This window comes from Bradyrhizobium barranii subsp. apii (assembly GCF_011516635.5).
Classification (GTDB): domain Bacteria; phylum Pseudomonadota; class Alphaproteobacteria; order Rhizobiales; family Xanthobacteraceae; genus Bradyrhizobium; species Bradyrhizobium barranii.
In genome coordinates this window covers 9,167,191-9,191,604 of record NZ_CP096255.1, presented here as the reverse complement: position 1 = coordinate 9,191,604, position 24,414 = coordinate 9,167,191, and the positions used below count along the sequence as shown (strand labels likewise).

The following is a 24,414-nucleotide window of genomic DNA, read 5'->3' as shown; positions in this document are numbered from 1 at the left end:
CGGCCGGAAACGCGTCTGTCAGGATGGCTGATTGTGGCGACCAAAATTCAAGAGCTCAAGCTCGACATCGAGCGCATCGGCACGGTCTCGGCGATCCTGACGCAGCCGGATAATGCGCGCGCCTGCTACGTCCTCGCGCACGGCGCCGGCGCAGGGATGCGGCATGCATCGATGGACAAGATTGCGGAGGGGCTCGCCGATCGTGGCATCGCAACGTTCCGCTTCAATTTTCCCTACATGGAAAACAAGCAAGGCCGTCCAGACTCGCCGGCGGTCGCCCACGCCACCATCCGCGCGGCAGTCGAGGACGCAGCGCGGCTCTGCCCCGGCTTGAAGCTCGTTGCCGGTGGAAAGTCGTTTGGCGGGCGCATGACCTCGCAGGCGCAGTCAAAGGCGCCGCTGCCTGACGTCAAAGGGCTCGCCTTCCTCGGCTTTCCCCTGCACGCCGACAAAAAGCCGTCGACGGAGCGCGCTGAGCACCTGGCCCATGTCGAGGTCCCGATGCTGTTCCTGCAAGGCACGCGCGACGGGCTTGCCGATCTCGGCCTCCTCAAGCCCGTGATCGCGCAGCTCGGCCCGAAGGCGACGCTGCACGAGATCGCAGGCGGCGACCACTCCTTCGCGGTGCTGAAGAAGTCCGGCCGGACGAATGAAGAGGCGCTTGCAGAGGTGCTCGACACGCTCACGGCCTGGATCGATGAGCTCGCTTAAGGCTCAAGCGGAATAAAGCCCCTTGTCGCGCGCCTTCTGGATCGCGAGCGCGGCGATCAGGTCGAGCGTCGGCGTCGACAGGCCGGCGGTGCGGGCGAAGGCAGCGGGCGCCTTCACCAGCACGTCGATCTCCATGGCGCGGCCGAGCTCGTAATCCTGGAGCAGCGACGGCTTGTGGTTGGGGGCGGGGCCGCTGCGCGTCACGCGCTTGACCTCGGGAATGAAGTGCTGGGCGATGTCGTTGGCCTCGTTCAGCATGCGCGGAATGACCTCGGCAAAGGCCGGGTCGTCACGCACGCCGCGCGCGGTCTGGCCGGTGAGCAGGCACAGTACCGACAGTGACATGTTGGTCAGGAGCTTTGACCAGATCGCCTCGCGGATCTCCGCCACCGGCGGCGATTCCAGCCGTGCATCGTTGAGAACGGCGCGAAGCCTGGTGATGCGCTCGCAATTGCGGTCGTCGCATTCGCCGATCAGCAGGCGGTTGCGGTCCGGCGTCAGGTTCTGCACCACACCGGGCGCGGTCACCTCGTTGGAGGAGAAGACGACGCCGCCGACGATCCGCTCTTTCGGGATGCATGCGCGCAGGCGCCCGCCGGGGTCGAGGAAGGAAATGTCGGGCGGCGTCGGATGCCGCGGCGGCAGGCCGATGCCGTACCACCAGGGAATACCGTTCTGCGCAAAGACGATCGCGGTGTCGTCCTGGAGCAGCGGTTTTATGCTGGCGACCAGCCCCGTCAGCGCGGTCGCTTTGAGCGTGCTGATCACGACGTCCTGCGGGCCGAGCTGGGCCGCATCGCCGGAGGCGTTCACCTTGGCGGTGACCTCGGAATCGCCGACGCGCAGCTTCAGGCCATTGGCGCGGACCGCCTCCAGATGGGCGCCGCGCATCACGCACGAGACCTCATGGCCGGCGCGGGCCAGCCTGACCGCGATATGGCTGCCGACGGCGCCCGCGCCGAAAATGCAGATGCGCATGGTGTGATGTCCCGTCCCTGATCCCGTGATGTCGCCCGGCAGCAGCATGACACAAGCCGCCATGCGATGGACGCGGCCGCCCTACGCCGGAAAGATATGGATCGGGATGAGTTGCCTCAGCCATAGTGGGCGGCAAACAAGATGCCCGGAGGATCGCCGATGACTGCCAACCCCGTCCTGTGGACCCTCGATGAGCGTGGGGTTGCGACCGTCACGTTGAACCGGCCCGAAGTGAACAATGCCTATGATGGCGCATTGATCGCAGGCGTGCTCGCGGCCATGGACGATCTCGGCAGGAAGTCCAACCTTCGCGTCGTCGTGCTCCGGGGCAATGGCAAGCATTTCCAGGCCGGCGCCGACCTCAAATGGATCAATGGCGTGCGGCCGCAATCGGCTGAGGCGAACGAGGCGGCGTCGCGGGCGACCTTCGAGGCCGTGCAGCGGCTCAATACCCTGCCGATCCCGACCGTCGCGCTGGTGCAGGGCGGCTGTTTTGGCGGCGGCACCGGCGTGATTGCCGCCTGCGACGTCGTGATCGCGGCGGACAATGCGGTGTTCTCGATCACGGAGGTACGCTGGGGCCTGACCGCCGCGATCATCATCCCGCAGCTTTGCGATGCCATTAGTGTACGGCAAGTCCGCCGTTACGCGCTGACAGGCGAACGCTTCGGCGCCGAAGACGCCCGCCGCATCGGCCTCGTCCACGAGGTCGTCCCGCTCGCCGAGCTGGAGGCTGCCGGCGCCAAGGTGGTCGAGCAGCTCCTTGCCAACGGACCGGAGGCGATGGCCGAGACCAAGCGGCTCGCGCTGGAGAGCTCGTTCGGCGGGATGGCCGTGGACGATGCCGCGTACAAGCGGCTCGTGCGCCTGCATTCGGTCAAGCGCCAGAGCGCCGAGGCGGCGGAGGGCCTGGCGTCGTTCGCGGAGAAGCGAGCGGCGAATTGGGGTAGCGGCTAGGGGAAAGGGGGGCTCGCCAACCGTTTTGATCTCAGCAAGTGGCGAACTTTCATGAGCGCAAAACCCAGCAGATTCAGTCCGCGCCATTTGTGAGGCTCTCTTGCCCGCTTGTCGTCGGCAGCAAGACCGATGCCCCAAATCCTGTCGACAGGGCTGGCCTCCACAAGCACCGCATCGCCCGTCGCCAGCAGCCAGTCTTCAAGCTCGGCGTTTTGGCCGAACTTCGCAAAATTGCCGCGTACCGCCGTCTCGAAGCGATGTGCAATCCAATGCTCTTCATCAAAGCCGCGCACGGCCCGGCCAAGGCTCTTCGCCTCAGAGGGGCTGGACGAAGACAGAATGGCAGCGAGAGTCTCTTGATCCCCGAACAGCTCGGCCTTCCGGACCATCATGTAGTGTTCGGCGGTCGCGTATGTCCGAGCGTCAACGGAGAACGTTGCCGGCCACCACTGGCTGAGCACGTGCTTATCGATCCTTTGATCCTTTGGGGTATTCCCCCAAAACAGCAGAAATTCGGGAGCCCACCCGGAGTCGGTTGCGCTCTTCAGGGCCCCAACGTCCTCAATTTGCATCGACGTTCCCTTCCGTCACTTCGGTGACAAGTTGCACCGTTCAGCAGCCGCGGCAGATGTTGTTGATGCTGCGATAGACGGCATCGTCGTCCTGCCGCATCTGGCGCATCGATTCGAGCGTCTTGCTTTCCGCGCGCGGCTCCGGCTTGCGCTTGGCGGCCAGCGCGGCTTCCTGACGTTGGTAACACGCTTCGCGCTCCGCCTTGGCCTGGATGAACCGGCATTGCGCGATCTCGGCGCGGGCCGGGGCCGTACCGCCCATGATGCCGATCGCGATGGCGGCAGCCATTTGTATTCTTGATCCCATCGTCATTCCCTCGAACCACTCATTATCCCACAGCAATCCGATACCATCTGCATCTGTCCCAAATCTCGTCGGCGGCGGTTCGAAGCGAATCTCCGTAATTCCGCGGGGCCTTCCTTAAGGGTTCAATCATTCCCCGCCATTAGGGTTACGACAATTGTCACGCCATGGTGTCGAATGCACAGACAAGTTTTGGGACTTTGGAAAGCCGGATCGATCGTCGCCGCGGCGGCAGGGCTGCTGGTTTTGCAACCGGCTGCCGCTTCACCGCGATTGATCTCTCTGGCATTCAATTCCCAGCTGGGGAGCCCGCAGCAAATCGGAGCCGATGAGTTTCGCCAGAAGCTGGTGGCATCGGCCGGCAGGCGCATCGTGATCGACGAGCGTGCCACCAACGCGCTCGGCAGCGAGAACGCCATCCTGGCGGCGACCCGGGCCGGCTCGGTCGATATGGCGGTGCTGTCGGGGTCTGTGGTCAGTTCGGTCGTCCCCGAACTTGGCGTGTTCGACATTCCCTTCCTGTTCCGCGACACAGCCCACGCGAAGGCCGTGGCGCAAGGTCCGGCCGGCGCGGCGATCGCCACCAGATTCGCCGACAAGGGGCTGACGCTGCTGGCGATCGGCCGACAGGGATTTCGCAACGTCACGAACTCCAAACGGCCGGTTCGCTCGCCCGAGGATATCAAAGGGCTCAAGATTCGCGTCATTCCGAACGAGATCTACCAGATGACGTTCAAGGCGCTCGGCGCCGAAGTGGTCCCGATGGAATTTCCGCTGGTCTACACCGCGCTGAAGGACGGCCGGCTCGATGGGCAGGAAAATCCGGTGCCGACCATCGCCGGCTCCCGGCTCTACGAAGTCCAGAAATACCTCACGCTGACCGGTCACTTCTTCGCGCCGATCGCATTCGTCGCCAACCGTGCCATGTTCGAACAGCTTCCGCCGGCCGATCAGGCCATGCTGATCGCGCTGGCGAAGGAGGGAGCGGAGGCGACCTGGCAGGCGAAGCTCGATGCCGCATCGCTCGAGCAAGTGCGTAGTGGCGGCATGGACGTCATCGAGACATTCGATCGCCAGCCGTTCGTCGACGCGGTCAAGCCGCTCGATCAGGAATTCGAGAAGCGGTTTGGCAAGGATCTGCTCGCCGCCATCCGCTCCACCCGTTGAAGAATTTCGGATTTGCCATGAAATTATCGCACATTATGTCCCGCGTCGGCGTTCGACCGCGCGTGTTTGGCGGCTTCGCGCTGGTTCTCAGCTTTCTGGTCCTGCTCGCGGGCTTCGCCATCGTCCAGGTCGAGCGGATCGGCGGAACGGTCAATGAGCTCGTGACCAGCGCTGCCGGCGACGCCGGCATGTCACAGGCGCGGGCCGCGCTTCTGGAGGCGAACTCGGCGGTCGAGAAATTCATCCGAACCTGGAATGTCGGCGACAAGGATGCCGCGGCCAAGGCGATCGACGGCGTCGGCAAGCTGGCCGATCAGGTCGACCGGCAGTTCGGCAAGCTGCAAGCGATCGCGGAAGGCATCGGCCCGGTCAAGACCGCGCTGGAAACCTATCGCTCGTCGTTCACCGCGGCAGCGGAGGCGGCGGATCGGCTGCGCGCCGCGACCACGAAGACTGACGCGCAGGGTGCAGCCGCCGGCCTCAATGTCAGCGGCATCCAGGTTGCGCTCGCCAACCGGTCCGAGGACGCGGAACGGCTGGTCAACCCGATGCGTCTGGCCGGCGTCGTTGACGCACTGCGGATCACCGTGATGCGCTATGGCTCCACTTTGTCGACGGGCGATGCCGACGACGCCAAGCAGGCGTTGTCCTACGCCCAGCTGGCGATCGCGGACACCGAGGCTGAGCTGGCGGGGGCGAACGACGCCAAACTGAAGGCGCTGGTCGCCGCGCTCAAGACCGCGATCACTGCCGACGCGGCCGCGCTGGACGAGGTCATCAAAGTGGCCGCCGATCTGCGCGCCAGGCAGGCCGAATTGAAGAAGGCCAGCGCGGCAATCGACGACCACGTCAACAAGATCAACGCGAAGCTCGGCACCGTGCGCGCCGAGCAGGGCGACAAGACCGCGGCAGCGGTCGATCAGACCAAGCAGACCGTCATCGCGACCGCGGCCGGCGCGCTGCTGCTGGGAGCCGAGCTGGCGTGGTTGATCGGCGCCAGCGTGTCCGGTCCGATTCGCAGCATGACCGACCGGATGCAATCGCTGGCGGCGGGCGAGCTCGATGAGCCGATCCCCGGCGGCGACTCGCGCGACGAAATCGGCCGTATGGCACGCGCCGTCGAGGTGTTCCGCGAAAACGCGCTGGCGGTTCGCCGCATGGAAGGCGAGGCGACGGCACAGCGCGAAGCCAGCGAGGCCGACCGCGCCCGCATGATGTCGGATCTTGCCGGCCGCTTCGAGCAGGGCATGCAGGGAGTCATTTCCGGTGTCGGCGGCCGTGCCGACGACATGGGGCGCAGCGCCGAGGAGCTGGCAAAGGTCGCCGAACGCGGACGCGGGCTCGCCGAAGCGGTCGCGACCCGCGCCGAGCAGGCATCGATGAATGTGCAGACCGTCGCCTCCGCCACCCAGCAACTCGCGGCCTCGATCCGTGAAATCTCGAGCCAGGTGCACCGCTCCGTCGCGGTCTCGAACAGGGCGACCGACGAGACCAACCGCACCTCAGAATTGATGCATGGGCTGTCGGATGCGGCTGAGAAGATCGGCACCATCATTCAGCTGATTCAGGCGATCGCCAGCCAGACCAATTTGCTGGCGCTGAACGCGACCATCGAAGCGGCGCGCGCCGGCGACGCCGGCCGGGGCTTCGCGATCGTCGCCAGCGAGGTCAAGAGTCTCGCCACCCAGACGGCGCAGGCGACCGAGCAGATCGCGAGCCAGATCGCGACCATCCAGAGTGCGACCGGCCAATCGGTTCAGGCGATCAAGCAATTCGGCTCCACCGTCAAGGAAATGGCCGACATCGCCACTGCGATTGCCGCGGCGGTCGAAGAGCAGGGCGCGGCCACGGGCGAAATCGCGCGCAACGTCGAAGAGGCGGCCAACGGCACCACGGCGGTGACGCAGGAAATCGGTCAGGTGCGCGCCGTGGCGGGCGAGACCGACGCCGGCGCCGAAGCCGCCCTCACGGTCGCAGCCGCCTTGAAGCAGCAGGCGGATTCGATGAGGTCGAACGTCGACGATTTCCTCCACACCATCCGCTCGGCGGCCTGAGCCCCGGAGAAGCCGGCGACGCCACGAGGGCGAACGAGGCGGCCTTACAGCACGGGTAGCAGCGCGCTCTTCAATTCGCGCAAGAGCGCCTGCACCGCGGCGGCGTTGCGCCGCCGCTCGGGGATCGCGGCCTTGACCCACAGCTCGGGGATTGGAAAGTCGCGCAGCACCGGCTTGAGCGTACCGTCGCGCAGGGCATCCGCCACGAGATAATGAGAGATCAGCGCGATGCCGTTGCCGGCGATCGCGCTGCGCGCCAGCACATGGCCCTCGTTGGAGGAGAGCAGCGGGCTGACCTGGATGCTAATGCGTCCGCGCGGGCCGTCGAAGATCCACTCCGGTCCCGTCGGCAGGAAGCTGAGGCAGCGATGGTCGACGAGGTCGCGCGGGTGCTTTGGCGCGCCGTGCTTCTTCAAATAGGCTGGTGAGGCGCAGAGCAGCCGCTTCAGCGGACACAGCGGCTCGTCGACCACGCCGCCGAAGGAATGAGGGAAGGCGCCGATGGCGATGTCAAAGCCTTCGGTGACGGGATCGACCGGGCGGTCGATCAGCACGATCTCGAGTTTCAATCGCGGGTTCTGCGTCTGGAAGGCGCTGAAGGCGTCGGCAAGGCGCGCCACGGTGAGCGAGGTCGGCGCCTTGATGCGGAGGTGATCGACGAGATCGTGTCCCTTCTCGCCCATCCGCGAGAGCAGGTCGGTGGCATCGGCGACGACACTGCGGGCGCGATGCACATAGCGCTGGCCGGCTTCCGTCAGGCGCAATTGCCGGGTCGAGCGATGGAACAGCGGCGCGCCGATCCGCGCCTCCAGTTGCGTGACGCGCTTGGCCACGACCGAGGTCGAGACATTGAGCTTGCGCGCGGCGGCAGAGAATCCGGCCGTATCCGCGGTGGCGAGGAAGGCCTGAAGGTTTACCAGGATGTCCATGTCGACCTTTCTCGATTCGAGAAAGCTGATCGCTTATTTTGGTGGATTGTAGCTCGCCTAGCGTTAATTCATAGTCGGCTTCAAGCAAGAGATTTTGGGAGCGGACGCGCATGCGGGCCATGATGATCGAAGAACCGGCACGCCAGGTGCCGCTCTACGGCGAATATGAAGTCGTCGTTCTCGGCGGCGGGCCCGCCGGCATCGTGGCGGCGGCGTCAGCGGCGCGCGCGGGACGAAAGACGCTGCTGATCGAGCGCTACGGCTTCCTCGGCGGCATGGGCACGGCTGCCGGCGTCACCAATTTCTGCGGCCTGCATGGCAATGTCTACGGCCAGGCCCACCGGCTGGTGCAGGGCATGGCGTCCGATCTGCTGGCGCGGATCGATCATTTGAACGGCCTCAACGCACCGCATCTGATCCTCGGCAAGGTCTTCGCCCAGGCCTATGACACCGCGGCCTACAAGATCGCGGCCGACGAGCTGCTCGCCAGCCACAAGGTGCACATCCTCTTCCATGCGCTCGGTGCCGGCGTCGTGATGGGCGACAACAGCCGCATCGATGCGCTGATGGTCGAGACCAAGGCCGGACGGCAGGCCGTCCGCGCCGAGATCTTCATCGATTGCTCCGGCGACGGCGACCTCGCGGTCTGGGCCGGGGCGCCCTTCGAGCTCGGTGACGAGCACGGCCATCCGATGTACCCCTCGATGATGCTTCGTCTCAACGGCATCGATCCCGAGAAGGCTGGCGATGCCTGGCGCACCATCCCGCAATTGATGGAGAAGGCGATCGCCGCCGGCACCCACACATTCCCGCGCAAGAGCGCAATCGTGCGGCCGCAGAAATCAGGCATCGAATGGCGGGTGAATTTCACCCAAGTGGCGCGCGAGGACGGCCATGCCATCAACGGCATCGAGCCCGACGACCTCACCCGCGGCGAGATCGAGGGCCGCAAGCAGGCGCTGGCCGCATTCGAGTTCCTGCGCAGCACCGTGCCGGGCTTCGAAAAGTCTTACATCGTCGATCTGCCGCCGCAGCTCGGCATCCGCGAGACCCGTCGCATCAAGGGCGGCTACCAGCTCAGCGGCGAGGACGTGCTCGGCTGTGCCTCGTTCGCGGATTCGATCGGCGTCAATGGCTGGCCGATCGAGGCCCATGTTCCGGGCGACGTCGTCTTCACGTTCCCGCCAATCCCGGAATCGCGCGGCTATAACGAGCTGCCTTACCGGATGCTGGTGCCTGAGGGCGTCGACAATCTCCTCGTCGCCGGCCGCTGCGCCTCGATGACCCATGAGGGCCAGTCGGCGGCGCGGGTTTCCGGTGCCTGTTTCGTGATGGGGGAGGCCGCCGGTTCCGCCGCGGCGCTCGCGCTCTCAGGAAACCGCATCCCGCGCGACATCTCCATTGAAAAGTTGCAGGAAACGTTGAAACAACAGGGCGCCTTCATCGGGCGGGACCAGCCCGTGCCCGAAGGTTTGTGACGGTTGTAACATTACGACCGAGAGAACGACGACGGAGGACACGGCATGATCGGGATTGCGCGGCTCGCACTGGCTGGCCTGATGGCGATCACAGCGATGGGCACGGCCCGGGCCGAAGACGCGCTGAAGGCCAGGATCGGCGTGCTCCGCCTGTCGTCGTCCGCGCCCGTCTTCATTGCGCAGGACAAGGGCTATTTCCGCGAGGCCGGTCTCGACGTCGAGCTGAAGTTCTTCGATGCGGCGCAGCCGATCGCGGTCGCGACGACCTCGGGCGACATCGATTTCGGCGTCACCGCCTTCACCGCCGGTCTCTACAATCTCGCCGGCAAAGGCACGCTGAAAGTGATCGGCGGCATGAGCCGCGAGAAGGCCGGTTATCCCCTGATCGGCTATTTCGCCAGCAACAACGCCTATGCCGCCGGGTTGAAGACTCCGAAGGACCTCGCGGGCAAGCGCATAGCCGTGACGCAGGTTGGCTCATCCTTTCACTATTCGCTGGGGCTGCTCGCCGACAAATACGGCTTCAAGCTCGCAGACGTGAAGATCGTGCCGCTGCAATCGCTGTCGAACGCAGCCGCCGCCTTGAAGGGCGAAACCGTGGATGCGGCGCTGCTGCCGATCTCCACCGCGCGAAAGCTGATGGACGAGGGCGGCGCGAAGTTTTTGGGATGGGTCGGCGACGAGACGCCCTGGCAATTGGGCGCGGTGTTCGCCTCGCCCAAGACGCTGACCAACAAGGTGCTGGTGACAAAATTTCTCGGCGTGCTCGCGAAAGCCGACCGCGAATATCACGACGTCATCCTCGCCGCCATGAAGGACGGCGTCGCGCCCATCAACGACAAGACCAAGCCGCTGCTGGAGATCATCGCCAAATACACCAACTTGCCGGTCGAGCAGGTGGTCGGCAATTGCGCCTATATCGATCCCGACGGCAAGCTGGACGTCAAGAACGTCGACAACCAGATCAAATGGCTCCAGGAGCAGGGCTTTGCCGACAAGGGCTTTGATGTGAACACGATCATCGCCAAGGATTTTGTGAAGGCGGACTAAACCTTTGTCATTCCGGGGCTGGTCCTTCGGACCATCCCGGAACGACGGAACAGACGACAGAGATAGAATGGACCTGATCGCCAACCACATCAGCCATCGCTTCGGTGACCTCGCCGTGCTCGACGACGTTTCCTTCACCGTCAGCGCCGGCGAAGTGGTGGCGATCGTCGGGCCTTCGGGATGTGGCAAAAGCACGCTGCTGTCGATTCTCGGCGGGCTGTTGCAGCCGACTTCGGGCGCACCCGAGCTGCGCGGGTCTCCGCCGGCGGACAGCCTCAATCCGCTGACCTTCGTGTTCCAGGATTTCGCGCTGCTGCCCTGGGCGACGGTGGAGGAGAATGTCGAATTCCCGCTGCTGCATACCCAGCTCTCGGCCGTGCAGCGCCGCGCGCTGGTCGACGATGCCTTGCGTCGCACCGGCCTGACCGACTTCCGCACAACCTATCCGAAGCAGCTCTCCGGCGGCATGCGCCAGCGCGTCGGCATTTCGCGCGCGCTTGCGGTCAAGCCCGCCATCCTGCTGATGGACGAGCCGCTGTCGGCGCTGGATTCACAAACACGCGAGCTGCTGATGGAAGATTTCGTCCGCCTGCTCGCCGATGGCGGCATGGGCGCGGTCTATGTCACCCACAATCTGGAGGAAGCCGCACGGCTCGCCGACCGCATCGTGGTGCTGTCGCGGCGGCCGGGCCGCATTCGCGAGGTCGTGACCGTACCGATGACGCGCACCGAGCGCGGCGAGATCGCTGCGCGTGAAAAGCTGCTGGCGCTTCAGAACCAGATCTGGTCGCTGATCCGCAACGAGGCGATCGACGCCGAGCGCGAGGTTCAGCATGCTTGATCGCGCGGGGATGTCTGCGAAGGACGACACGACGCGGCGCGTCCGTTTTCGCGGCGCCGGCTTCGTGCCCGCCAGCAGCCGCTTCGGCGGCTGGATCGCGCTCGCCCTCGTCATCGCGATCTGGCAGGCGGCCGGCAGCGCCGGGCTGGTCAATCCGCTGTTCCTGCCGGCGCCGGCTGCGATCGCGCGGGCGATCTACGAGCTCGCGATGTCAGGCGCGCTCTGGCAGCATCTGTCGGCCTCTATCCTGCGCATCGGCGTCGGCTGGGTGCTGGGAACGGCGGCCGGCGTCGCGGTCGGCTTCGCCATCGGCCTGTCGCGGCTTGCGCGCAGCGTCGGCATCACCTTCATCTCGGCGCTGTTCCCGATCCCGAAGATCGCACTGCTGCCATTGCTCATTCTCTGGCTCGGCATCGGCGAAGAGCCGAAGATCGCGACCATTGCGCTCGGCGTGTTCTTCTCGACCGCGATCTCGGTCTATAGCGGCGTCGATGCGGTGCCGCGCAACCTCATCCGCATGGCGCAGAGTTTCAACGTTCCCTTCGCCACCATCGTGCGCAAGGTGATCTGGCCCGGCGCGCTACCCGCCATCCTCGCCGGCTTCCGCATCACCGCGTCCGTCGCACTATTGCTCGTCGTCAGTGCCGAGATGATCGGCGCCCAGTACGGCATCGGCGCCTTTGTGCTTCAGGCCGGCAATCTGATGCAGACGGACCAGCTGCTCGCGGGCGTGGTGATCCTGTCGGTGTTCGGGCTTGTGGTGGGGAAGGTGATCGGCTGGCTCGAGATCAAATTATTGCACTGGCGGTGAGGCATACTCTCGTCATTGCGAGGAGCGAAGCGACGAAGCAATCCAGACTGTCTCCGCAGAAAGATTCTGGATTGCTTCGCTTCGCTCGCAATGACGATGTGGCTAGCAGCGTCGCCTACGCGTTCCCGCGATCCTCGCGAAACAGATCCAGCTTCTGCTGCACCGGGCGATCCGAGAAGCTGAACAGCACGGCGTCGTCTTCGGCCTCGTGCGTCACCCACTGCCAGCTCGGCACCACGAACAGATCGCGCGGGCCCCATTCGAAAACGGCATCGCCGATCCGGCTGCGTCCCTTGCCCTCGATCGGACAGAACACGGTTGCATCGGTCGCGCGATAGCGTGCCGTCTTGAAACCCTTCGGCAGCAACTGGATGAAGGTGCCGATCGTCGGCATTGCGAAATCGCCGGTCTCGGGGTTGCTGAATTTCAGCTTCAATCCGTGACAGGCGTCCCACTCCTGGCTCGCGCGTGCCTTCTCCAGCGCCTCGCGGGTGTAGGCATAGGGATAGCTGAAGATCGGTGAGGTCTTGGACGATCGCTTCGCGTCGACCGGCAGCAAATTGTGGCCGTAGCGCGCAAAGCTGTCGCCGGCAGGCCTTGTGATCCTCTGCTGGTCTTCCTCGGAGCCTTCCGCAAAGGAGCAGTCGAAGAACTGCACCAGCGGGATGTCGAGGCCGTCGAGCCAGAACATCGGCTTATCGGTTTCGTTGGAATGGTCGTGCCAGGTCATCGACGGCGTGATGATGAAATCGCCGGGCTCCATCGCGGTGCGCTCGCCGTCGACCGCTGTGTGGGCGCCCTTGCCTTCGAGCACGAAGCGCAGCGCCGACTGGCTGTGGCGGTGTGCGGGCGCGACGTCGCCGGGCACCACCATCTGCACGCCGGCATAGAGCGAGGTCGTGATTTTCGACTGGCCACGCAGGCCGGGGTTCTCCAGCACCAGCACGCGCCGTTCGGCTTCCTTGGCCGTGATCAGTCGGCCTGCTTCCGTCATGTAGTCGCGGATGACGTCGAATTTCCACAGATGCGGGCGGCAGGCGCTCTTCGGCTCCGGCGTGATCAAATCGCTCATCACCGTCCACAGCGCGGTGAGGTTTTCGCCGTCGATCTTCTTGTAGAAGGCCTCGCGTTCCGGCGTCTTGGTCACGGCTTCCATGGTGCGGCTCCCGTTCGTTTTGTTGATTGACAGTATACTGACGATCTAGGTAGCGTCAACGTGACGAACGGCCTACAAAGCCGCTGTCATTCCGGGGCGCGCCGAAAGGCTCGAGCCCGGAATCCATACTCCCGATCGTGGTTATGGATTCCGGGCTCGACGCTAACGCATCGCCCCGGAATGACGAACAAAATACAGGGAGGGTTCCGATGAAGCTGCACGGCTATTTCCGCTCCAGCGCCGCCTATCGGGTGCGGATCGCGCTGAACCTCAAGGGCCTCGGCGCCCAGCACCTGCCGCATCATCTTCGCAAGGGCGAGCAATGCGCGCCCGCCTATCTCGCCATCAATCCGCAAGGGCTGGTGCCGACGCTGGAGAACGATGCGGGAGCGGTACTGACCCAATCGGTCGCCATCATCGAATGGCTCGACGAGACGCATCCTAATCCGCCGCTGCTGCCGAAGGATCCGCTGCCACGCGCCAAGGTGAGGGCGTTCGCGCTGGCGATCGCCTGCGACACCCACCCGGTGCAGAATTTGAAGGTGCTGGCGCGGCTGCGCGAGCTTGGGCTCGCCGAGGAGAAGGTCCAGGACTGGGCGGCGTGGGTCAACCGCGAGGGGCTGTCGGCCTGCGAGACGCTGATCAGGGACGAGGCGGGGCCGTTCTGCTTCGGCGATGTGCCGACGCTCGCCGATCTCTGCCTGGTGCCGCAGCCCGCCAATGCCCGCCGCTTCGGCGTCGATGTGTCGGCCTATCCGCGGCTGCTCAAGGCGGAAGCCGCCGCAAAGGCGCTGCCGGCCTTCGCAAACGCCGCCCCGGAGAAGCAGCCCGATGCCGAGTAAGCCCACCCCTCCGATCACGATAGACGCGGTCTATGCCGCGCCGGGCTATCTGTTCCGGCGCATGCAGCAGATCGCAGTCTCGATTTTCATGGAGGAGTGCAAGGCGTTCGATCTCACCCCGGTGCAATACGCCGCGCTGATCGCGATCCACACCCATCCCGGCATCGACGCGACACGGCTGTCGGCGGTGATTGCCTTCGACCGCTCCACCCTCGGCAGCGTGATCGAGCGGCTGCAGGCCAAGGATTTTATCGAGCGCAAGCCGGCCCCCGAAGACAAGCGGATCAAGCTGCTCTATCTGACGAAATCAGGCGCCGCGATCCTGCGCGAGATCATCCCCGCCGTCGAGCGCGCCCAGGCCCGCATGCTGGAGCCGCTGAAACCCGCCGACCGCAAGGCGCTGATGGGGCTTTTGGTGCAGCTCGTCGACCTCAACAACGAGGCCTCGCGCGTGCCGCTGCGCGCGGAGGACGCGCTGGAGCATCTGGGGAAGGCGGGGTGAGCGGGATGGTCGGCGGATGCGGTGACGCTGTCGCCTTTATCTCTGCTGTCATTCCCCGCGAAAGCGGGGAATCCAGTACGCCGCGGCTTCTCGGTTCAATCACAACCGCCTCTGGAATACTGGATCGCCCGCCTTCGCGGGCGATGGCAGCGAGTTTGGGACTGCTACATCCGCAGCAACGCCTGCCGGTCGATCTTCCCCGTCCCCGTCTTCGGCAGCTCGTCGATGAAGATCACCTCGCGCGGATATTTGTAGGGAAGCAGCTTGCCCTTGACGTAATCCTGCAGCCGCCGCGTTGCCTCATTCTGATCGGTCGCGCGGTTGTTCATCACCACCACCGCCTTGAGCGTCATGCGCCGGTCCGGCAGCTCGGCGGCGAACACGGCGCATTCGCGGATGTCGGGGTGGTCGGCGAGGCACAGCTCGACCTCGAGCGGATAGACCCATTGGCCGGAGATCTTGATGAGGTCGTCGGCACGGCCGCGGAAGAAGTGGAAGCCTTCGGCATCGCGGACGAAGCGGTCGCCGGTGTAGATCCAGCCGCCCTCGCGGATGGTCTCGGCGGATTTGTCCGGCCGGTTCCAGTACAGCGGCGTGTTGGAATCGCCGCGCACCCACAAGATGCCTTCCTCGTCGTCGGCGACGTCGCGGCCGTCCTTGTCGCGCAGTGCGACCTCGTAGCCTGGCACGCGCAGGCCGGCTGCGCCGAGCTTCTTCTGCGCGGGGCGGTTGGACAGATAGATGTGCAGCACCTCGGTCGAGCCGAGGCCTTCGACGATCTCGAGGCCGGTGAGCGTCTTCCAGCCGTTGAAAACGTCCGCAGACAGGACCTCGGCCGCCGAAAGCGACATGCGCAGCGACGAGAAGTTGGTCTTGTCTGCCCCCTCCGCCTTTGTCAGTGAGGTGTACAGCGTCGGCAGGCCGAAGAAGACCGTCGGCTTGTATTGCTCGATCGCGGCAAAGATCGATGCAGGCTTCGGCTGGCCCGGCAACAGCAGCGTCGCGGCACCCGCGGAGAACGGGAAGGTGATGGAGTTCCCGAAACCGTAGGCGAAGAAGATCTTCGGCACCGAGAAGCAGATGTCGCCGGGCGTCAGCTTCAACACGTTCTGCGCAAAGGCGGCATCGCTGTAGGCCATGTCGTGCTGCAGATGCACGATGCCCTTGGGCCGGCCGGTCGAGCCGGAGGAGTACATCCAGAACGCCATCTCGTCGCGATGGGTGTCCGCTTCCGCGAGCTCGGCCGGGAACTGCGCGAGCCAGCCTGGTGCCGCGATCGCCGCAGGCGCGGCGTGGCCGCGCGCTTCGCCGTTGACGACGATCAGCGTGCGCAGGCAGGTCGCCGCGCAGGCCACCGCATCGAAGCGCGTCGCGAATTCGGCATCCGCCACGGCGACCGCCGCGCCAGAATCGGCGAGATAGAATTGCAGCAGGTCCGGCGGCGTCAGCGTGTTGATCAGAAGCGGCACGAAGCCGGCGCGCACCGCGCCGAAGAATGCGGCCGGATAGGCCGGGGTATCGTCGAGGAACAGCAGCACGCGGTCGCCGCGCTTCAAGCCAAGCGACGCGAAACCGTTGCCCCAGCGGCAAGCTTCCGCGCAAAGCTCGGAATAGCTGCGGGTCCCCGCCGGTCCGATCAGCGCAGGCTTGTCGCCGCGGCCCTTGGCGAGCTGGTCGAACAGCACGCGGCTGGCATTGTAGGTTTGCGGAATGGCAAAGCCGATTTCACGGGCGCCCGGGCCGTCAGCGGGCACCTGGTCGCGGATCTCGCTGCTCATGCGGCATCTCCGCCGTTCTTCTCGGCCTCGTAGCGCGTCATGAAGGCGGGCGACATCGCGCGCAGCCGGGGGTCGTCGATACGGCCGGAGCGGGTGATGTAGCTGTAGGCGAAGTCCATCAGGCCGAGCTGCATGTGCTGGGCGAAGTGCTCGTACCAGAAGGCCGAGGTGCGCGCGGCATTGACGAGCTTCTGCACCACCGGTTTTCGCGCGGCCTGATAACGGTGCAGCGCGGTCGACAGATGCGCATCCGACTCCAGCGCCTTGACCAGCGCAATGGCGTCCTCGATCGCGAGCCGCGTCCCCGAGCCGATGGAGAAATGCGCCGAGTGCAGGGCGTCGCCGAGCAGCACCATGTTCTTGAACGACCAGTGCTCGTTCCAGACCCAGGGAAAGTTGCGCCAGACCGACTTGTTGGAGACCAGGCAGTGGCCGCCCAGCGTGTCGGCAAAGACCTCCTCGCAGACGCCCTTGCACTGCTCGGCATCCTTGTAGGCGAAGCCATAGGCCTGCCATGTCGCGTGGTCGCATTCGACCAGGAAGGTGCTCATGGTCGGGGAGTAGCGATAGTGATGGGCATTGAAGGCGCCGCGGTCCGTCTTCACGAAGGTCTGCGACAGCGTGTCGAAGCGTTTCGAGGTGCCGTACCAGACGAACTTGTTGGAGGAGTAGGACAGCGACGTGCCGAAATCGCCCTCATAGGCGCGCCGCACCAGCGAATTCAGCCCGTCGGCCGCGACGATCAGGTCGTGGCCGTTGAGCTGGTCGATGGCGTGGATCTGCGTGTCGAAGCGCGGCGTGACGCCGGCGTCGAGCGCGCGCTGCTGGAGGAACTGCAGGAGCTCCAGCCTGCCGATCGAGGAGAAGCCGACGCCGTCGATGGCGACGCTGTCGCCGTGAAGGTTCAGCGTGATGTTCTCCCAGCTCTCCATATGCGGCGCGATCGCATCGACCGTTTCGGGGTCGTCGGCGCGCAGGAATTCCAGGGCCTGATCGGAGAACACGACGCCAAAGCCCCAGGTCGCGTCGGCCGGGTTCTGTTCGAACAGGTCGACTTGATCCTCGGGGTGACGCTTTTTCCAGAGATAGGCGAAGTAGAGCCCACCGGGCCCCCCGCCAATCACGGCGATCCGCAACGTCTGCCTCCCTAATTGACAGTATACTTACTATCTAGGGGTACACTAATGTGCTCCGGCCGTCCGCGCCAGCGGAATTATCGAAGGCGGGGCGCGTCGAAGCTTACTCCCGGACACGCGCCAGGCGCGTGTCCGGGGCAGTGACGTTGCGAACCATAGCCAAACCGCGCGAGCTTGGCCATCCGGGGTCAGACGCAGCGCTTCACGTAGACGCCGTTCACCAGCACCCTGGTACAGCGGACCGCGGGAACCGGCTTGCGCACCACGACGGCCGCATTCGGCCCGGCACAGCCGGCGCGGTAGACGCCGCGGGCGCACACCACCGCGCTGGCATCGGTAGACTCAAAGGTCATGCTCGCGCCGAAGGCGAGGAACGCGGCAGCAATAAGCAGAAATGAACGCATGTCTTTCTCCGGTCTTGTCGTGATCGAAATCGGTTACTTGCAAAGAGTTTGTCGCGGCAGGCGCGCGAAAATTCATTCGCGCGCGGCCGGTCGGTGGCGCGCGCTTGGCGCGCAATCCCGCGCCGCTTATCGCGCCGCGAATGGCGCCAGCACTTCCTTGCAGGCGGGTGACAGCGACGCGGCATTGCTGGAGATGCATTGCACGATGCGGCCCCCGCCCGGCGCGACGCCGGCGCAGAGCGTGCGGATGTCGGCACCGCAGGCCGAGCGCACGATGAACAGTTCTTCGCGCGGCCGTAGCGGGCGCAGAACGATCACGGCCGGCGCCGCCGCCGGTGCTGCTGCCGCAGGAGCTGCGCCCGCAGGTGCTGCTGTCGCAGCAGCGCCGCCGCCACCGGTTGCGGCGCTCACCGCCTTCTCACAGGCCGGCGAAACCCTGGCCTTGTTCTTCTCGAGACATTCGAGGGCGGGGGCGCCACCCGGCGGCACGCTGGCGCACACCTTGGGATAATCGGCGCGGCACGCGCTCTTGACCGCGGCAATCTGCGTGCTGCTTGGCTGCTTTGACGCCGCCGCTTTCGGAGCGGCTGCGGCGGCGGGGGCCGCTTCGGTCTTTGCCGGTTCGGACTTGGCGGGTGCAGCTTCAGTCTTCGGCGCCGCAGCGGGCTCGACCGCGCGAACCGCGGTCTGGCATCCCGATGACAGGCTGGACATGTTCTTCTGGAGACATTGATACGCCTCCACGCCGCCGGGCGTGACACTCGCGCAGTGCGCCATGAAGTCCGAGCGGCATGCGGATCGGATGGCGCTCTTCTGAGCGTCGGTCGGCGCTTGCGCGAATGCGCCTGTTGCAGTTGCGAAGAGCGTTGCCGCCAGCAGCGCGCGACGCGTTGATGCATGTTTCAACGTGTTGAACATTTGGGTAAATTCCCTGCCCTGTCGGTCACGCCGACAATTTTTAAATGTAATGCAAGCAATCATTGCGGGTGATGCCGTGTGCAGCATCATTGGCTGCCTCGGCCTCTACCGCAAGTAGATTATACGGGCGCAATTGCGACGCAACTAGAGCATGATCCGGAAAAGTGCGCCGCGGCTTTCCCTCGCGACAAACGCGGAACGCGTTGGCGCGGAGATCATGCTCAAACAATGCGGCGTCAGAGCTTGACCATGCGCTTGCCGCGGTTCTCTCCCGCCAGCAATCCGATCAGCGCCTTCGGCGTGTTCTCCAATCCGTCGATGATGTCTTCCTGCACCTTCAGCTTGCCGGATGCGACCCAGCCCTGGATGTCGGCGAGCGCGCGCTGGCTCTCCTTCATGTAGTCCATCACGATGAAGCCCTGCATGACGAGCCGCTTCACCACGATCAGGCCGGGCACGCCGCGCGGGCCGTGCGCGGCAGGTGCGCCGTCATATTGCGAGATCGCGCCGCAGCAGGCGATGCGGCCGTAATTGTTCATCTGCGGCAGGCAGGCTTCCAGAATGTCACCGCCGACATTGTCGAAATAGACGTCGATGCCTTTTGGCGCCGCCGCGCGCAGGGCCTTGAACACCGCGCCGTCCTTGTAGTCGACGGCGGCATCGAAGCCGAGCTCGGAGGTCAGCCAATTGCACTTGTCTGCGCCGCCGGCGATGCCGACCACGCGACATCCCCTGATCTTGGCGCTCTGCCCGACGATCGAGCCGACGGAGCCGGCCGCCGCGGACACCACGACGGTCTCGCCCTCTTTGGGCTTGCCGATCTCCAGCAGGCCGAAATAGGCGGTGAGGCCGGCGATGCCGAACACGCTGAGCAGATGCGTCATCGGTTCGAGCTTCGGCATTTTCGTGAGATGCTTTGCCGGCACCGCGGCAAACTCCTGCCAGCCGGTGTCGCCGAACACGATGTCGCCGGCAGCCAGCCCCGGCGCCTTCGAGCTGACGACCTCGGCGATGCCGCCGCCGGCCATCACGCTGTTGGCTTCGACCGCGGAGCGATAGGTCGCGCCATGCATCCAGGCGCGGTTGGCGGCGTCGAGCGAGATGTAACGCACCTGCAGCAAGGCCTCGCCGTCCTTCGGCTCCGGCATCGCACCCTCGACCATCTTGAAGTGCTCGGCACCGAGCTTGCCGCTGGGCTTTTCGACCAGAAGAATCTGGCGATTGATGCTGCTGCTCATGGCGTTTCCTCTTCGTTTGCTTGACGATTATGGATGCAGCCGCCGCAAAGAAAACGTGCAAGCCGCATTCGTTGTGCGCTGCATGAAGGCTAGATCGCGCCGACCCGTTTCGCAACGGGAACATCAGGCCATCGCGCGAGCACGCCAAGCGTGTTGCGTCGTCGTCATATCTGCGACATCATGAAGCGCCGGTGTAGGTGGGGGTAAGCGATGTCGAACAAGTTTACGCAATACATTCTGGCCGCGATGGTGCTGGGCATCGTCATGGGGGCGGCGATCTTCAACTTCCTGCCTGACACCAGAGCCGAATGGGCTTCCTCCATCAACCTGATCGCCATGATGTTCCTGCGCTTGATCAAGATGATCATCGCGCCGTTGGTGTTTGCGACGCTGGTCGGTGGCATCGCGCATATGGGCAGCGGCTCGCGGCTCGGGCGCATCTTCGCCAAGACCATGGGCTGGTTCGTCAGCGCCTCCTTCGTGTCGCTGCTGCTCGGCCTCGTCATGGTCAATCTGCTCCAGCCCGGCGCGAACTTCCCCGGCACGCTGCCGCAGGCGGGGCAATCGACCGGCTTGCCGGTCTCGGCCTTCTCGATCGAAAAATTCCTGACCCATCTGATCCCGACCTCGATCGCCGACGCTATGGCGCAGAACGAGATCCTGCAGATCGTGATCTTCGCCGTGTTCTTCTCGGTGGCGATGGGCTCGATGCCCGAACGGTCGAAGCCGATCCTGGCAATGATCGACGACGTCGCTCACATCATGCTCAAGGTGACGAGCTATGTGATGCTGTTCGCCCCGCTCGCGGTATGGGCCGCCATCACGGCCACTGTCGCCAAGAACGGCCTCGGCGTGCTGTGGAAGCTCATCGTCTTCATGGGTGGCTTCTATCTCGCGCTTGGGATCCTGTGGGTCATCTTGATGATCGTCGGCTTTATGGTGATCGGGCCGCGATACAGCCATCTGCTGAAGCTGATCCGCGAACCCCTGATGATCGCGTTCTCCACCGCGAGCTCGGAAGCGGCCTATCCGAAGACGCTGGAGGGGCTGACCAAGTTCGGCGCGTCGTCGCGGATCTCGAGCTTCGTGCTGCCGCTCGGTTACTCCTTCAATCTCGACGGCACGATGATGTACTGCACCTTCGCGAGCATCTTCATCGCGCAGACCTACCACATCGAGATGTCGCTCGCGACGCAGCTGGCGATGCTCGCGACGTTGATGATCACCTCCAAGGGCGTTGCCGGCGTACCGCGCGCATCCCTCGTGGTGATCGCCTCGACGCTGTCGCAGTTCGGCATCCCCGAGGCAGGCCTGCTGATGATCATGGGCATTGACACGTTCCTCGACATGGGACGCAGCGCCACCAATGTCATCGGCAATTCGCTCGCGACCGCCGTGGTCGCGAAGTGGGAAGGTGAGCTCGGGCCCGAGCACGAGCTCGGACCCGGTGAAGCGACGACGCCGGACATGGTTCCGGGCGAACTGCCCGCGATGGCCGGCCATTGACGGGAGTGCATCATGCGCCTTTCAACGGCGATATCGGGTGGCCTGTTGCTGGCGGCGTGCCTGCTGGCAACCGGCGCCTCCGCCCAGACCGGCGGCAGCGAAGGGCTTAGCCCGACGCTGTCGGCCATCAAGAACAGGCACACCGTGCGGCTCGGCTATCGCGAAAGCTCGCCGCCGTTCTCCTTCCTCGACCAGTCAGGCCGCCCGATTGGCTACAGCCTCGAACTCTGCGAGGCCATCGTCGAGGAGATCGGCGTCGAGGTCGACGATCCCGATCTGAAGATCGATTACGTCAAGGTCACCTCGGACGACCGCATCGACGCCGTGCTCCAGAACAAGATCGACCTGGAATGCGGTTCGACCACCGCCAATGCCGAGCGTGGCAAGCGCGTCGCGTTCTCGCCTTTGATGTTCGTCGCCGGCACCAAGCTGATGGTGCCGAAGGCATCAAAGGTCCAGTCGCTGACCGACCTGAAGGGCAAGACAATCGTGGTGACGAAGGGCACCACCAACGAGCAGGCGATCCAGGCGGCCGACAAGAAGTCCTCGCTGGGGCTGAACATCGTCACCTCGCCGGATCACGAGCAGTCCTACCAGATGCTCGTCGACGGCAAGGCAGATGCATTCGCGACCGACGACATCCTGCTCTCCGGGCTGATCGCGCGGCACAAGGCGCAGGACAAGTTCCGCGTCACCGGCGACTATTTGTCCTACGATCCCTACGGCATCATGTTCAGGAAGGGCGAGCCGCAACTGTCGGCGGTGGTCGAGCGCACCTTCCGCAAGCTCGGCTCCAATCGCGATCTCGTTCCGCTCTACAACAAATGGTTCAACGCGCGGCTGCCCACCGGCGAACGCCTGAACGTGCCGATCTCCCTGCAGCTGGAGGAAGCCTTCAAGGCGATGGACGATTCCGCCAGCGCGAATAATTGAGCCGCAAGCTCGGTGTACCCTCTCCCCTTGCGGGAGAGGGTGGCTTCGCGAGAGCGAAGCCGGGTGAGGGGTATCTCTCCGCGAGTCCAACTCATATTGAATCTGGGGGAGAGATACCCCTCATCCGGCGCTTCGCGCCACCTTCTCCCGCAAGGGGAGAAGGGAAGACGGCGAGTGCTGAGCGCTCAGCCTTTATGCCCCAAACACCCGATCCAGCGCCGCGTCGTACGTCGCCTGCACTAGCTCCGGATGCGGCTTCGCCAGCGCTTCCATCATCACGCCGGAATTGATTTCCAGCACGCGCCAATCACGGTCGACGCGCACCACGTCAATTGACGCAAAGGCGATGCCGATGGCGCTCGCGGCATCGGTCGCGAGCTTCACGCAGGCCGTTCGAACCTTGTCGTCCTCCAGCAGCACCGGCTTTGCGCCGGCATCGAGATTGTGTCGCCAATCCGACCCACGCTGCTTGCTGTAGACGACGAGTGGCACATCATCGAGCAGGATCACGCGCACCTCTTGCTCGATCGCGACATAGGGCGAGATCACGAGTCCGGCGCTCGTCGAAAAGACCTCGGCAGCCGCGTGGTCGAGTTCCGCCTCTGTCGTCACCTTGAACACCGAGCGCCCCGATGCCCCCTCGTTCGGCTTCACCACCACGCCTTGCGGATGGTCGTGAAGCAGCTCGAGCATTGCGTCTCGCCAATTGGGGCCAACAACGTTCTTGCCCAGCTTTGGGTTGAGGAAGAGGCGATGCGGAATGCAAGGCACGCCCTCAAGCGCCAGCACCTCGGCAGTGGCCGATTTGTCGTTGGCGAGGCGGTGCGCGATGGCGCTGTTGAGGCCGATGTCGTAGCCGAACGCGAAGTGGCGCTTCGCGCGGCTGCGCATCGCGAGCAGCCAGCCGCCGGCGCGGACGTCGAGCGCGATGCCATGGGTCGCGCAATAGTGCCTGATCGCCTGAACGAAGATCCGCTCGCCGCTTGCCATGTGTTCAGTCGTTCCTGTCGCCAAAAGCCGCAAAAATGCGGGAAACGGCGCCAAACCGGGGTGAAAGTCAGAGCTATTCTTAATGAAATTCTCGCGAGCGCGACGGAAATTAAGTGCTGCGATCAGGCCCTGAAGGGAAAAGAAATTACCCGCGGCGCATCCCCGACAGCAGATTCATTAATGATGGGGCCATTTCCGCCGCACATGCCGGTTTGAGCGGCATCAATTGCATCCGGAACGAGGTTGATTATTGGCCTCAATGGCGTAGATCACACACGCGAAATCCTCCGCCATGGCAATGGTGTCCGCCCCGCTTTCAGGGGCCGGGCAACGATTTTGCCCTAAAACCGCAATTATTCGGAATATCGAAAATCATGAGCGCGTTTTACCGAGAGAAGGTTCTTTCCGTCCAGCACTGGACCGACACGCTGTTCAGCTTCCGCGCCACGCGCGACACCGGCTTCCGCTTCCAGAACGGCCAGTTCGCCATGATCGGCCTCGAGGTCGACGGCCGTCCGCTGCTGCGCGCCTACAGCATGGCGAGCGCCAACCACGAGGAAGAGCTCGAGTTCTTCTCGATCAAGGTTCAGGACGGTCCGCTGACCTCGCGCCTGCAGAAGATCAAGGAAGGCGACACCATCCTGGTCGGCCGCAAGGCGACCGGCACGCTGATCACCGACAACCTCATTCCCGGCAAGCGGCTGATGCTGCTCTCGACCGGCACCGGTCTCGCGCCCTTCGCCAGCCTGATCAAGGACCCCGAGGTCTACGACCAGTTCGACAGCATCGTGCTGGTGCATGGCTGCCGCCAGGTCTCCGAGCTTGCCTATGGCGAGAAGCTGGTTGCTTCCTTGCGCGAGGACGAGCTGTTTGGGGAGCTGCTGGCGGACAAGCTGATCTACTATCCGACCGTGACCCGCGAGCCGTTCAAGAACCGCGGCCGCATCACCGACCTCATCAACTCCGAGCAGATCTTCAACGATATCGGACAGGGCCCGCTCGACATCGAAACCGACCGCATCATGATGTGCGGCAGCCCGGCGATGCTGGAAGAGCTGAAGGTGATGTTCGAAGGCCGCGATTTCATCGAGGGCTCCGGCAACAAGCCCGGCCATTTCGTGATCGAGAAGGCGTTCGTCGAGCGGTAAGCGCCGTTCGG

General features: G+C 64.6%; 24 protein-coding genes. 13 read left to right on the top strand and 11 right to left on the bottom strand.

Features of this window, described 5'->3' with window-relative positions:
• Positions 1 to 33 precede the first annotated feature (33 nt).
• Positions 34 to 711, top strand: a complete 678-nt coding sequence (locus HAP41_RS43850; RefSeq protein WP_166074018.1) for an alpha/beta hydrolase family protein — start codon at positions 34 to 36, stop codon at positions 709 to 711.
• 3 nt (positions 712 to 714) lie between these two features.
• Here the strand turns inward: HAP41_RS43850 and HAP41_RS43845 are convergent, their stop codons facing one another.
• A complete protein-coding gene (locus tag HAP41_RS43845) occupies positions 715 to 1,689 on the bottom strand; it encodes a ketopantoate reductase family protein (RefSeq protein ID WP_166105400.1) in 975 nt (324 codons plus the stop codon).
• Between the two features lie 159 nt (positions 1,690 to 1,848).
• Between HAP41_RS43845 and HAP41_RS43840 the strand changes: the two genes are divergently transcribed.
• Positions 1,849 to 2,646 (top strand): enoyl-CoA hydratase-related protein, encoded by a 798-nt coding sequence (locus HAP41_RS43840; protein WP_166074053.1) that lies wholly within the window; start codon positions 1,849 to 1,851, stop codon positions 2,644 to 2,646.
• Here HAP41_RS43840 and HAP41_RS43835 read toward each other — a convergent pair.
• Together HAP41_RS43835 and HAP41_RS43830 are read right to left on the bottom strand one after the other, a co-directional pair.
• Positions 2,643 to 3,218 (bottom strand): riboflavin biosynthesis intermediates N-glycosidase, encoded by a 576-nt coding sequence (locus HAP41_RS43835; RefSeq protein ID WP_166074070.1) that lies wholly within the window; start codon positions 3,216 to 3,218, stop codon positions 2,643 to 2,645. The two genes, HAP41_RS43840 and HAP41_RS43835, sit on opposite strands and share 4 nt — an antisense overlap.
• Positions 3,219 to 3,258: 40 nt before the next feature.
• Complete coding sequence (locus HAP41_RS43830; RefSeq protein WP_166074089.1) at positions 3,259 to 3,507, bottom strand: hypothetical protein; 249 nt, start codon at positions 3,505 to 3,507, stop codon at positions 3,259 to 3,261.
• 192 nt (positions 3,508 to 3,699) lie between these two features.
• Here HAP41_RS43830 and HAP41_RS43825 point away from each other — a divergent pair, with 192 nt between their 5' ends.
• Both HAP41_RS43825 and HAP41_RS43820 read left to right on the top strand, forming a co-directional pair.
• Positions 3,700 to 4,689 carry a TRAP transporter substrate-binding protein gene (locus tag HAP41_RS43825; protein ID WP_166074097.1) on the top strand — a complete coding sequence of 330 codons (990 nt, stop codon included), beginning with the start codon at positions 3,700 to 3,702 and terminating at the stop codon, positions 4,687 to 4,689.
• Between the two features lie 17 nt (positions 4,690 to 4,706).
• Positions 4,707 to 6,743: a methyl-accepting chemotaxis protein gene (locus tag HAP41_RS43820; RefSeq protein ID WP_166074111.1), complete on the top strand. Its 2,037-nt coding sequence runs from the start codon at positions 4,707 to 4,709 to the stop codon at positions 6,741 to 6,743.
• A gap of 44 nt (positions 6,744 to 6,787) precedes the next feature.
• Here HAP41_RS43820 and HAP41_RS43815 read toward each other — a convergent pair whose 3' ends face one another.
• Positions 6,788 to 7,672 (bottom strand): LysR family transcriptional regulator, encoded by an 885-nt coding sequence (locus HAP41_RS43815; protein WP_063980677.1) that lies wholly within the window; start codon positions 7,670 to 7,672, stop codon positions 6,788 to 6,790.
• 110 nt (positions 7,673 to 7,782) lie between these two features.
• On the opposite strand from HAP41_RS43815, the gene HAP41_RS43810 reads away from it, so the two are divergent.
• The 4 genes from HAP41_RS43810 to HAP41_RS43795 all read left to right on the top strand — a co-directional run bounded on the left by HAP41_RS43810 (position 7,783) and on the right by HAP41_RS43795 (position 11,852).
• Complete coding sequence (locus HAP41_RS43810; protein ID WP_166074128.1) at positions 7,783 to 9,150, top strand: FAD-dependent oxidoreductase; 1,368 nt, start codon at positions 7,783 to 7,785, stop codon at positions 9,148 to 9,150.
• 45 nt (positions 9,151 to 9,195) lie between these two features.
• Positions 9,196 to 10,200 (top strand): ABC transporter substrate-binding protein, encoded by a 1,005-nt coding sequence (locus HAP41_RS43805; protein WP_166074162.1) that lies wholly within the window; start codon positions 9,196 to 9,198, stop codon positions 10,198 to 10,200.
• Between the two features lie 67 nt (positions 10,201 to 10,267).
• Complete coding sequence (locus HAP41_RS43800; RefSeq protein ID WP_071908427.1) at positions 10,268 to 11,041, top strand: ABC transporter ATP-binding protein; 774 nt, start codon at positions 10,268 to 10,270, stop codon at positions 11,039 to 11,041.
• A complete protein-coding gene (locus HAP41_RS43795) occupies positions 11,034 to 11,852 on the top strand; it encodes an ABC transporter permease (protein WP_166074190.1) in 819 nt (272 codons plus the stop codon). The genes HAP41_RS43800 and HAP41_RS43795 overlap by 8 nt, the downstream gene beginning before the upstream one ends.
• 115 nt (positions 11,853 to 11,967) lie before the next feature.
• Here the strand turns inward: HAP41_RS43795 and gtdA are convergent, their stop codons facing one another.
• On the bottom strand, positions 11,968 to 13,008 hold the full coding sequence (gtdA, locus tag HAP41_RS43790) for a gentisate 1,2-dioxygenase (protein ID WP_166074232.1): 1,041 nt from the start codon (positions 13,006 to 13,008) through the stop codon (positions 11,968 to 11,970).
• Between the two features lie 209 nt (positions 13,009 to 13,217).
• Between gtdA and maiA the strand changes: the two genes are divergently transcribed.
• Both maiA and HAP41_RS43780 read left to right on the top strand, forming a co-directional pair.
• The gene (gene maiA, locus HAP41_RS43785) at positions 13,218 to 13,850 is read left to right on the top strand and encodes a maleylacetoacetate isomerase (protein WP_166074246.1); all 633 of its coding nucleotides are present in this window, start codon (positions 13,218 to 13,220) and stop codon (positions 13,848 to 13,850) included.
• Positions 13,840 to 14,352, top strand: coding sequence for a MarR family winged helix-turn-helix transcriptional regulator (locus HAP41_RS43780; RefSeq protein WP_166074261.1), 513 nt, complete (start codon positions 13,840 to 13,842; stop codon positions 14,350 to 14,352). The genes maiA and HAP41_RS43780 overlap by 11 nt, the downstream gene beginning before the upstream one ends.
• A 164-nt stretch (positions 14,353 to 14,516) precedes the next feature.
• On the opposite strand, the gene HAP41_RS43775 is transcribed toward HAP41_RS43780, so the two are convergent.
• From HAP41_RS43775 to HAP41_RS43755, 5 genes are all read right to left on the bottom strand, one after another.
• The gene (locus tag HAP41_RS43775; protein ID WP_166074267.1) at positions 14,517 to 16,130 is read right to left on the bottom strand and encodes a benzoate-CoA ligase family protein; all 1,614 of its coding nucleotides are present in this window, start codon (positions 16,128 to 16,130) and stop codon (positions 14,517 to 14,519) included.
• Positions 16,127 to 17,266 (bottom strand): FAD-dependent monooxygenase, encoded by a 1,140-nt coding sequence (locus HAP41_RS43770; protein WP_063980686.1) that lies wholly within the window; start codon positions 17,264 to 17,266, stop codon positions 16,127 to 16,129. Before HAP41_RS43770 ends, HAP41_RS43775 begins: the two co-directional genes overlap by 4 nt.
• 188 nt (positions 17,267 to 17,454) lie before the next feature.
• Positions 17,455 to 17,670 carry a hypothetical protein gene (locus HAP41_RS43765; RefSeq protein ID WP_166074312.1) on the bottom strand — a complete coding sequence of 72 codons (216 nt, stop codon included), beginning with the start codon at positions 17,668 to 17,670 and terminating at the stop codon, positions 17,455 to 17,457.
• Positions 17,671 to 17,796: 126 nt separating this feature from the next.
• A complete protein-coding gene (locus tag HAP41_RS43760) occupies positions 17,797 to 18,588 on the bottom strand; it encodes a cysteine rich repeat-containing protein (RefSeq protein WP_166074324.1) in 792 nt (263 codons plus the stop codon).
• A 236-nt stretch (positions 18,589 to 18,824) separates the two neighbouring features.
• Positions 18,825 to 19,826 (bottom strand): NADP-dependent oxidoreductase, encoded by a 1,002-nt coding sequence (locus tag HAP41_RS43755; protein ID WP_166074350.1) that lies wholly within the window; start codon positions 19,824 to 19,826, stop codon positions 18,825 to 18,827.
• Between the two features lie 210 nt (positions 19,827 to 20,036).
• On the opposite strand from HAP41_RS43755, the gene HAP41_RS43750 reads away from it, so the two are divergent.
• Both HAP41_RS43750 and HAP41_RS43745 read left to right on the top strand, forming a co-directional pair.
• Positions 20,037 to 21,332 carry a dicarboxylate/amino acid:cation symporter gene (locus tag HAP41_RS43750; protein WP_166074360.1) on the top strand — a complete coding sequence of 432 codons (1,296 nt, stop codon included), beginning with the start codon at positions 20,037 to 20,039 and terminating at the stop codon, positions 21,330 to 21,332.
• Between the two features lie 12 nt (positions 21,333 to 21,344).
• Positions 21,345 to 22,265 carry an amino acid ABC transporter substrate-binding protein gene (locus HAP41_RS43745; protein ID WP_166074402.1) on the top strand — a complete coding sequence of 307 codons (921 nt, stop codon included), beginning with the start codon at positions 21,345 to 21,347 and terminating at the stop codon, positions 22,263 to 22,265.
• 192 nt (positions 22,266 to 22,457) lie between these two features.
• Here the strand turns inward: HAP41_RS43745 and HAP41_RS43740 are convergent, their stop codons facing one another.
• Positions 22,458 to 23,255, bottom strand: a complete 798-nt coding sequence (locus HAP41_RS43740) for an ATP-grasp domain-containing protein (RefSeq protein ID WP_166074426.1) — start codon at positions 23,253 to 23,255, stop codon at positions 22,458 to 22,460.
• Positions 23,256 to 23,629: 374 nt separating this feature from the next.
• Between HAP41_RS43740 and HAP41_RS43735 the strand changes: the two genes are divergently transcribed.
• Positions 23,630 to 24,403: a ferredoxin--NADP reductase gene (locus tag HAP41_RS43735; protein WP_014490313.1), complete on the top strand. Its 774-nt coding sequence runs from the start codon at positions 23,630 to 23,632 to the stop codon at positions 24,401 to 24,403.
• Positions 24,404 to 24,414 lie beyond the last annotated feature (11 nt).

Bases quoted from the DNA above. Each gene is read 5' to 3' on its own strand.
- HAP41_RS43810 (WP_166074128.1), top strand. From the start codon at position 7,783: ATGCGGGCCATGATGATCGAAGAACCGGCACGCCAGGTGCCGCTCTAC.
- HAP41_RS43765 (WP_166074312.1), bottom strand. From the start codon at position 17,670: ATGCGTTCATTTCTGCTTATTGCTGCCGCGTTCCTCGCCTTCGGCGCG.
- HAP41_RS43735 (WP_014490313.1), top strand. From the start codon at position 23,630: ATGAGCGCGTTTTACCGAGAGAAGGTTCTTTCCGTCCAGCACTGGACC.
- HAP41_RS43815 (WP_063980677.1), bottom strand. From the start codon at position 7,672: ATGGACATCCTGGTAAACCTTCAGGCCTTCCTCGCCACCGCGGATACG.
- HAP41_RS43760 (WP_166074324.1), bottom strand. From the start codon at position 18,588: ATGTTCAACACGTTGAAACATGCATCAACGCGTCGCGCGCTGCTGGCG.
- HAP41_RS43795 (WP_166074190.1), top strand. From the start codon at position 11,034: ATGCTTGATCGCGCGGGGATGTCTGCGAAGGACGACACGACGCGGCGC.
- HAP41_RS43750 (WP_166074360.1), top strand. From the start codon at position 20,037: ATGTCGAACAAGTTTACGCAATACATTCTGGCCGCGATGGTGCTGGGC.
- HAP41_RS43740 (WP_166074426.1), bottom strand. From the start codon at position 23,255: ATGGCAAGCGGCGAGCGGATCTTCGTTCAGGCGATCAGGCACTATTGC.
- HAP41_RS43820 (WP_166074111.1), top strand. From the start codon at position 4,707: ATGAAATTATCGCACATTATGTCCCGCGTCGGCGTTCGACCGCGCGTG.
- HAP41_RS43825 (WP_166074097.1), top strand. From the start codon at position 3,700: ATGCACAGACAAGTTTTGGGACTTTGGAAAGCCGGATCGATCGTCGCC.
- HAP41_RS43845 (WP_166105400.1), bottom strand. From the start codon at position 1,689: ATGCGCATCTGCATTTTCGGCGCGGGCGCCGTCGGCAGCCATATCGCG.
- HAP41_RS43755 (WP_166074350.1), bottom strand. From the start codon at position 19,826: ATGAGCAGCAGCATCAATCGCCAGATTCTTCTGGTCGAAAAGCCCAGC.
- HAP41_RS43805 (WP_166074162.1), top strand. From the start codon at position 9,196: ATGATCGGGATTGCGCGGCTCGCACTGGCTGGCCTGATGGCGATCACA.
- HAP41_RS43780 (WP_166074261.1), top strand. From the start codon at position 13,840: ATGCCGAGTAAGCCCACCCCTCCGATCACGATAGACGCGGTCTATGCC.
- HAP41_RS43835 (WP_166074070.1), bottom strand. From the start codon at position 3,218: ATGCAAATTGAGGACGTTGGGGCCCTGAAGAGCGCAACCGACTCCGGG.
- HAP41_RS43800 (WP_071908427.1), top strand. From the start codon at position 10,268: ATGGACCTGATCGCCAACCACATCAGCCATCGCTTCGGTGACCTCGCC.
- HAP41_RS43840 (WP_166074053.1), top strand. From the start codon at position 1,849: ATGACTGCCAACCCCGTCCTGTGGACCCTCGATGAGCGTGGGGTTGCG.
- gtdA (WP_166074232.1), bottom strand. From the start codon at position 13,008: ATGGAAGCCGTGACCAAGACGCCGGAACGCGAGGCCTTCTACAAGAAG.
- maiA (WP_166074246.1), top strand. From the start codon at position 13,218: ATGAAGCTGCACGGCTATTTCCGCTCCAGCGCCGCCTATCGGGTGCGG.
- HAP41_RS43745 (WP_166074402.1), top strand. From the start codon at position 21,345: ATGCGCCTTTCAACGGCGATATCGGGTGGCCTGTTGCTGGCGGCGTGC.
- HAP41_RS43830 (WP_166074089.1), bottom strand. From the start codon at position 3,507: ATGGCTGCCGCCATCGCGATCGGCATCATGGGCGGTACGGCCCCGGCC.
- HAP41_RS43775 (WP_166074267.1), bottom strand. From the start codon at position 16,130: ATGAGCAGCGAGATCCGCGACCAGGTGCCCGCTGACGGCCCGGGCGCC.